Annotated in this window: 4 protein-coding genes; 2 read left to right on the top strand and 2 right to left on the bottom strand. The window is 31.7% G+C overall.

Features of this window, described 5'->3' with window-relative positions; genetic code table 11:
* Positions 1 to 92 precede the first annotated feature (92 nt).
* Positions 93 to 3,077 carry an ATP-binding protein gene (locus tag Q4548_RS10660; RefSeq protein WP_303454736.1) on the bottom strand — a complete coding sequence of 995 codons (2,985 nt, stop codon included), beginning with the start codon at positions 3,075 to 3,077 and terminating at the stop codon, positions 93 to 95.
* A gap of 238 nt (positions 3,078 to 3,315) precedes the next feature.
* On the opposite strand from Q4548_RS10660, the gene Q4548_RS10665 reads away from it, so the two are divergent.
* A complete protein-coding gene (locus tag Q4548_RS10665; RefSeq protein WP_303454738.1) occupies positions 3,316 to 3,897 on the top strand; it encodes a YdeI family protein in 582 nt (193 codons plus the stop codon).
* Between the two features lie 127 nt (positions 3,898 to 4,024).
* Positions 4,025 to 6,451, top strand: a complete 2,427-nt coding sequence (locus Q4548_RS10670) for an ATP-binding protein (protein ID WP_303454739.1) — start codon at positions 4,025 to 4,027, stop codon at positions 6,449 to 6,451.
* Here Q4548_RS10670 and Q4548_RS10675 read toward each other — a convergent pair.
* Complete coding sequence (locus Q4548_RS10675; protein ID WP_303454741.1) at positions 6,448 to 7,788, bottom strand: sigma-54 dependent transcriptional regulator; 1,341 nt, start codon at positions 7,786 to 7,788, stop codon at positions 6,448 to 6,450. The genes Q4548_RS10670 and Q4548_RS10675 overlap by 4 nt on opposite strands.
* Between the last annotated feature and the right edge of the window lie 256 nt (positions 7,789 to 8,044).

The following is an 8,044-nucleotide window of genomic DNA, read 5'->3' on the forward strand; positions in this document are numbered from 1 at the left end:
ATGTTTTATAGTCTTCAGATTTTAAATTTAGTTCGTTTTATTTTTGAAGAAAAAAAGACACAACTAAGTGTTTGACAAAACAGGTTTGGTTTTTAGAACTGAACCTGTTTTTCATACACTGTCAAATGTTTTTTTAAGACTCCAGAAGGTGAGTTTTTTGTTTCGTCAAATACTCGTGTATCTCCAAATAAAATAAAGCTATCTTTTGCTCTAGATACGGCTACATTTAACATGTTCGGTTTGTCGTCTCTGTCAAAAAACAACGTTCCTTCATCGGTATTGCTATATACGGAGCTAAACAATACAATGTCTCGTTCAGCACCTTGCAATGCATGTACAGTTCCTAATTTAATGTCATTTATATTGTAACCAGCTTCTATCAAAGCTTTAGATAATTCTGTTTTTTGACTAGCAAAAGGAGTAATAATTCCCAAAACACTTTCTATAGATGTTACATTGTATGCTTTTTGAATCGCATCTTCGTGCAAACGTAACCATTCAATAATAGAAGAAACTTCGGTAATGTTGCAGCGACTGTTGTATTTTCGTTCGCTAACACCTTCTACATGATAAGCCATCATAGAAGGAAAAATTTGATCTTCTTTAGCTATTCCTTTCATAGGCTTTAGAATACCTCCATAGGCTAACTCATTGCAAAATCCAATAATTTCATCGTTGCATCGTCTGTGTTCTAACAACATCAATCCAGGTTGATTCCCAAGTGTTAAAGGGGTTTGAAACTCACAAGCATTTTGAGCCATTTTCATGATGCTTCCGCTAGAAGCTAAAAAACCAAGTTCTTGTAAAAAGGTTACTTGTTCTTCATTGCTAGTGATATTTTCATTGACCAAATTTCCTTGATCAATCTGTGTAGGTATAGACCAAATAGGCTCTATTTGTTGCAAATCTCCAACCACAATTGCTTTTTGAGCCAAAGAAAATAGGGGAATGCTTACTTCGGGAGTTACTTGGCCTGCTTCATCAATAATTAATAAATCGATAAAATTAAACAAAGGCAGGTATTCAAAAATAGGTTTTCCTTCTTCATTTTCTCCTTGAAATTGACTGTAAACAAAATGAGGAGGAGCCATATAGAACGTAGCTACAAAACAAGGGGTTAGCATAGCTCGTCGTCTCCATTTGGCAGCAATTACTTTTTCTCCAGTTCCTTTTTCGGTATTGTTTTCTATTACATCGTGGGTTTCTAGCAGCCATCTAGCTTCCCAATAATGTGTGGCTAGCAAAAAAGCTTGGTGTCGTAAAGTGACGTCTATTTCATCGTAAAAATATTGATGTGAAGGATTTTCTGATTGAAGCTTTTGGTATTCAAAATGCCACATTTGTTCTTCAGAAACAAAAGGATATCCTTGAATGTTATTTTGTAATTTCCAGTTGTTCAATTTTATATTTGCCTGTAAAGCTGTGTTTAGGGTGGCAAAGCAATTGTTGATGTATTCCAATGTTTTGGTATCGTCTAAAAACACCTCTGTTTCAATTTTAAAGAGGCAATCATTAGAGGTAGTATCATCGCTAAAATCTGCTTTAAAAACACGTAGTACTTCTTCTTTAAAATTTACATTTTTGGCACAAAGTTTTAGCGAATTTACTCGGTCTCTCCATGTTTTTAACGTTGTAATTTGTATTTTGTCTTTTTGAATGTGGTTTGTTTCATCCAATAAAATTTGGTTGATTTTGTCAATAGAATTGATGTAATCACTACAAATACGTGTTCCGTCTGCGAGTGTATCTTGAATCAATAAAATTTCATTTTGTAAATGCTCACAAACATCTTCTAAAGAAGTAAGTTCTACATCAAAATAATGCTGAAATTTGTTGAAGAAATAAGTTTCTGCTTCAAAAATATATTTTTCATTTTCCAAATCACAAAGTGTACCTTCATGTCCAAATAAATTTCCTTTTAAGTAATTTATTTTTTTCAATGATTTTTCACTTTTTGAGTTGGAAGGCAAGTAGGTTGCGTAGCCATTAAAATTTGGAATCCAACGCTCGGAAAGTCCCTCCATACTGCTTTCTGAATTGATGAAACTATCAATAATATTGGTAACGGCTTGATTGTTACTAGAGCAAGCCAAAATAACGGGAGCTTTTTCTCCTTGCAGGGCAGCTTTTACAAATTCTGTAGCTACCAAACTTTGTAATAAAGTAGTTTTTCCTGTTCCTGGAGGTCCATTTACGGCTGTAATTGCATTGTTTTCAGAGGTTAAATGTGATAATAATGTTTTTCGTTGACTTATAGATAACGGAAATTTATTAGACATTTGCCCTAAGTGATAATGGTTGTAACTTAAAAAACCATTGTCTGTAATGGCACTTTTTCGTTCTCTATTTGTGGGATTGATGATTTTAGATAACAAAGGAAGTTCGTCTATTTCATTCAATATATTTTGATACAAAAATGAAATACTTTTGGCTGTTGCTATTTTAGAACTGGTTGCAAAATACATTACTTCATGTATGGTGTTGTAACTTTCTACTCGGTAATTGCTAATATTTCTGTAGGTGATTTCTTTAAACAATTCGTTAACATATTCCCAATAGTCATTCCATAAAACGGGTTCATCTTCTTGTAGAGGAACCGGTTGTTCTAGATCTCTAACAGCAATCATCTTGTCTATGGATGAAAAAATAAAATCGTTTTTAAGATCTGCAATAGGAGTCAAATAGTTTCTAACAATTAACGGAAATAATTCTTTAGAAGTAGTCAACTGTCCTGAACGGTTTACTTTGGCAGGAATCCAAAAAGGTTGTGTTTTTTTATTTTTATAAAAAGCGTTTTCTGATTGATACTCCAAATAAAAAGGAGCAATTAAAATTTCTATTTCGTTAATCTCTCGCCAATTCGGATGGTCTTTTTTGCTAATTCCTTTCAGTCTATTTATTCTGCGTTCCTCAGCATTTAGCATTTCGGTAGCATTTTTAGTATTAAGCATTCCGTTTCCTAAAAAACATGTTTTTTCATGAAACAGATTTTTAATTCTTTCTGTATCAATAGCTAAGTTTTCACTGTCTAGTAGACTGTTTTTGTAATAATTCAACCAGTTTTTTTCGTTAGTCATAGGAATACAGTTGGTAATTTTTAAAGGGGGGCTAAAATAGTTTTTTCAGGTTTGCTATTGAATAGATTTTGATGCTAAAAAAAGGAATTTATGAACAATGATTATTGATGAGTATTTTATAAATTAGAGTTGTAAGTATTCTTTCTAATAATTTTTTTATAGATTTTATAAGATGGAAGAAAGCTAATAGCAAACTGTTTTTGAGATTTTTATAATTGATATGAAAAATATAAGTAACATGGATCCAAAAGTTGAGGTGTTTTTAGAAAAGACCAAAAAATGGCAAGAAGAAATGAAGTTATTAAGAGAATTTGTTCTTGATTGTGGCTTGACAGAAAGTTTCAAATGGATGCATCCTTGTTACCAACATCAGCATAAAAATGTGGTGCTAATTCATGGTTTTAAAGACTATTGTGCATTGTTGTTTTTCAAAGGAGTTTTGTTGCAAGATTCAGAGGGTATTTTGATTCAGCAAACAGAAAATGTACAAGCAGCAAGACAAATTCGTTTTGAAAATAGGCAACAAATTCAGGAACTAAAACAATGTATAAAAAGCTATGTTTTTGAAGCTGTTGAACTAGAAAAATTAGGATTGGAAGTGCCTTTGAAAAAGACTAAAGAATTTGATGTTCCAGCAGAATTTGAACTTTTTTTGAAAGAAAATACAGAATTAAAAACAGCATTTGAAGCTTTAACTCCTGGTAGACAAAGAGGTTATTTGCTATATTTTTCTCAAGCAAAACAATCCAAAACACGTATTTCTAGAATTGAAAAATTCATTCCAGTTATTTTAAACGGCAAAGGGTTGAAAGATAAGTGATACAAGTGTGTTTTTTAAACAGAAAAAGATTTGAAAACAGTATATTAATCAATATTCATATGTATTCTAACAAGAGAAAAACAAAGAAGTGATTATCTTTATCTTTTGATAAGTTTACGCAATATTTATGAAATCCCCAAAGCATAGAATTACATTTAAAGTTTTAACAGGTTACATCATTCTTGGAGTTTTGGCTACCATTTGTGGAGTGCTGCTGTTTTCAGAAATTAAAACGTTTACACAAATTCAGAAACAAGATATTTCTGATCGAAGTAAGATTGTAAAAGTGGGAAGTTTAATTGCAGATATCTATGAAAATGAGAGCATGTCTAGGGTTGCTATTCAATTGAATTCAGTAAAAAAATTCAATGAATACGTTGCTGAAAACGAACAATTGTTGTTAAAAATAGACTCCCTAAATTTTATAGTTGATAATGAGTTTCAGGCAGTAATATTAGATAGTGTCAAACTAATTATAGATGACAAACTAAAAAATATCATTGGGTTAAAAAAATTAAAAGGTGCTGATAATTCAGACGAATCAATTGATACTGCGATTGAAAAATTAAGCTCAATAGATTCCATTTTAGGAAAAATGTTCCAAACAGATTTTACTAAAAACTTAAAAGCATTAGATAGAAAAACACGTCAGAATATAGAGGAGTATATGAAGATTTTAGATGGATACAATCCTGAGAAATCTAATGAAAATTTAGATCAGAGCCAGGTAGATTCTTTACTTACAGTTTCTAAAAACATGTTAAAAGAAGCTCAAAGAGGTATTGACATACAGCGTAGATCTTTACAGAGAAAAGAACGAGAATTGGTTGAAAATGATATTGTGATTTCTAGAAAATTACGAGAATTGTTAAATGCTTTGGAGCGAGACATTGTTGAGCACACTCATACAATCAACATACAAAGAGAAAAAACACTCAACCATAGTAGAAACATTATTTTGTTTGCGGCAGCCGTAGGGTTTATCATCATGATTGTTTTTTCGATTATTTTTTTAAATGATTTCTGGAAAGGACAACGTTACCGTAAACAATTGGAAGAGGCTCATGAAACCACTTCTTCACTTTTAAAGAGTAGAGAACAAATCATTTCTATGGTAAGTCATGATTTACGAACGCCACTAAACACCATTTCGGGCTACAGTGAATTGTTGCAAAAATCAACAGAAAGCACCAAAGAAATCAATTATATTGAACACATACAAAGCGCATCCGCATACATGGCACAGTTGGTTGACGATCTTTTAGAGTTTTCAAAACTAGAAAATAACAACATATCTATTGCAGCTGCTCCTTTTGATTTGGAGAAATTAATTCATGAGATTGTGAAAAATTCAGAAAGTCTTGTGCAGAATAAATCAATAAATTTTGTAGTTGATGTAGAGGAATCTATAGATAGTTTTGTGGTGAGTGATTCTTTTAGGATCAAACAAATTTTGTACAATTTAATCATCAATGCTTACAAGTTCACCAATCAAGGAACCATAACTGTTAAAAGTTTTATAGAAAAAGATAAGAATAAAAACATGTTGTGTATTGCTGTAAAGGATACGGGAACAGGGATAGGCAAAGACCAACAAAAAAATATTTTCAAAGCATTTACGCAAGGAAACAATGCCAAAGAAAACAAACAACATGGTTTTGGTTTGGGATTGACGATTTCTAAAAAATTGTCAGAATTGTTAGGAGGAACCATCATTTTAGAAAGTGAGATGGGAAAGGGAAGTACTTTTACTTTAAAAATTCCAGTTGTTTTTTCTGAAAAAGTAGTGAAAACAGAAAAGTTCGTCAAAACAGAATTGCTTTTTGATATCAAAATTTTAGTGGTTGAGGACGATGTTTCTATGCGACAACTTTTAAAAGATTTGTTAGCACAATACGGTATAGTATCTCACATTTTTGAAAATGCTCAAAAAGCGCTAGAGGTGATAGATACACTTAGTTATGATTTGGTTTTGACAGACATTCAACTCCCAAAAATGAATGGTATCCATTTTATGGAGGTTCTTAAAAAAAGAGAATCCTATCAACAGCAACCTATTGTGGCAATGACAGGAAGGTCAAATTTGTCAGTGGAGGATTATAAAGATAGTGGTTTTTCCGAAGTGTTGTTAAAACCTTTTAGTACTGAAAGATTAGAGCATGTATTGTCACAGTTTTTTGAATCTAATTTGTCTAAAGAAAAACATCAAATTAACAAAGAAATACTCAAAAAAGCAGAAGGGTTTAATTTAGACTCTCTAAGTTCTTTTTTAGGGAATGATACCGATGCTATAAAAAATACCTTATCAGTTTTTTTAGAAGATACTCAAAAAAACAGGTTGTTATTGATACAAGCAGAAAAGGAAAATGATATTTCAACAATCAATGAAACTAGTCATAAAATGTTGAGTATGTTTAAGCAATTAGAGGTTGCCGCTGTTATTCCTTATTTGGAAATTTTTGAAACCACAACAAATGTAAAATCATCTCATTTTAAGGAATTTGAAAAGGCTTTAGATGTTTTTATAAGCTCTTTAAAATCAGTTGTAGATTAAGATAAATTGTACTGTTTCATTTTATTGTACAATGTTTTTCGGGTAATGTTTAGTAATTTTGAAGCTTGAGTTTTATTGTTGTCAGCTTCTTCTAAAGCACTTAAAATAAGTTCTTTTTCATTTTCTTTAGTAGAAAATTTTTGGGTGTTTGTGCTGGTTTTTTGAGGTTGCAACAACTCAGAAGGTAAGGTGTTTTTATCTATTACATCTGTTTGTGTTAGCAACGTAGCTCTTTTGACAATGTTAGACAATTCGCGTAAATTACCTGGCCATTGGTAGTTTTGAAACAGGGTCAATACTTCTTTTGAAAATCCTACAATGGATTTGTTCAATTGTGCATTTGCTTTTTCTAAAAAGAAATCTGCATAAAGAATCAAGTCGTCATTTCTTTCTTTTAAGTTGGGTACTTTGATAGAAAATTCATTCAAACGATGATATAAATCTTCACGAAAATCACCTTCTTCTACTGCGTTTAATAGATCTTCATTTGTTGCGGTAATCAATCGGATGTCTACCAATATTTCATCACTGCTTCCTATTGGTTTGACTTTTCTTTCTTGCAAGGCTCTTAACAATTGAATTTGATTTTCATAGGTTAAATTTCCTACTTCATCCAAAAAAAGAGTACCTCCATTGGCAGCTTCAAAATGTCCTATTTTATCGTTAATGGCTCCTGTAAAAGAACCTTTTTTGTGTCCAAAAAATTCACTTGAAGCAATTTCTTTTGGAATAGCACCACAATCAACAGCTACAAAAGGTTGGTCACTTCTTAAGCTCTTTAAATGAATGTTTTTTGCAACAACTTCTTTTCCGGTACCACTTTCACCTGTAATCAATACCGACATACTTGTGGGAGCTACCAAATTGATATACTCATTTAATGTTTTGGAAGCTGCACTAATTCCTTCTACAAAATCTTTTTTTGAGGAATTTTTAGTGGTTTTTATTTTTGTTTTAGGAGTGGCAATTTCTGTTTGCTGAACTTCCAGAGCATTGCTAATCACTTCCAATACTTCATTAGGATTGAAAGGTTTAGAAATATAATCAAAAGCTCCTTGCTTCATGGCTTTTACAGCTGTAGAAACCTCTGCATAACTAGTCATTAAAACCACAGGAGTTAAATTTTGTTGATCTTTTATTTGTTTCAATAAAGCAATTCCATCACCATCGGGGAGTCGTAGGTCTGTAAAAATCAAATCGTAATCTTGCTTTTTCAAACATTGTGTAGCATTTTGAAGCGTGTAACTAACATCAACCACATACTGATGACGTTCCAAAAAATGCTTTAACATTTTAGAAAACGTAACATCATCTTCTACTAATAGTATCTGTTTCATAAAATAGTGCTTATTGTTACAAAAATATTAAGTTCTCAGGACTTATGTGTTTAAATAATATAAAAAAGGACGTTTTGAATAAAACGTCCTTTTTTAATAGCGTTGATGATGTTTATTGACATCTATCTAATTGCTGAAATTATTTGATAGTCCCTTCTTCTAACCAGTTTCCGTCTTTATCTACATAAGCAATGTTTGTAGTTCCGTCAACGGTCAATTCTAATTTGTATTGCTCGCTACCGTTTGTGTAAGCTTT

It is taken from the genome of Wenyingzhuangia sp. 2_MG-2023 (genome assembly GCF_030548295.1).
Classification (GTDB): Bacteria; Bacteroidota; Bacteroidia; order Flavobacteriales; family Flavobacteriaceae; genus Wenyingzhuangia.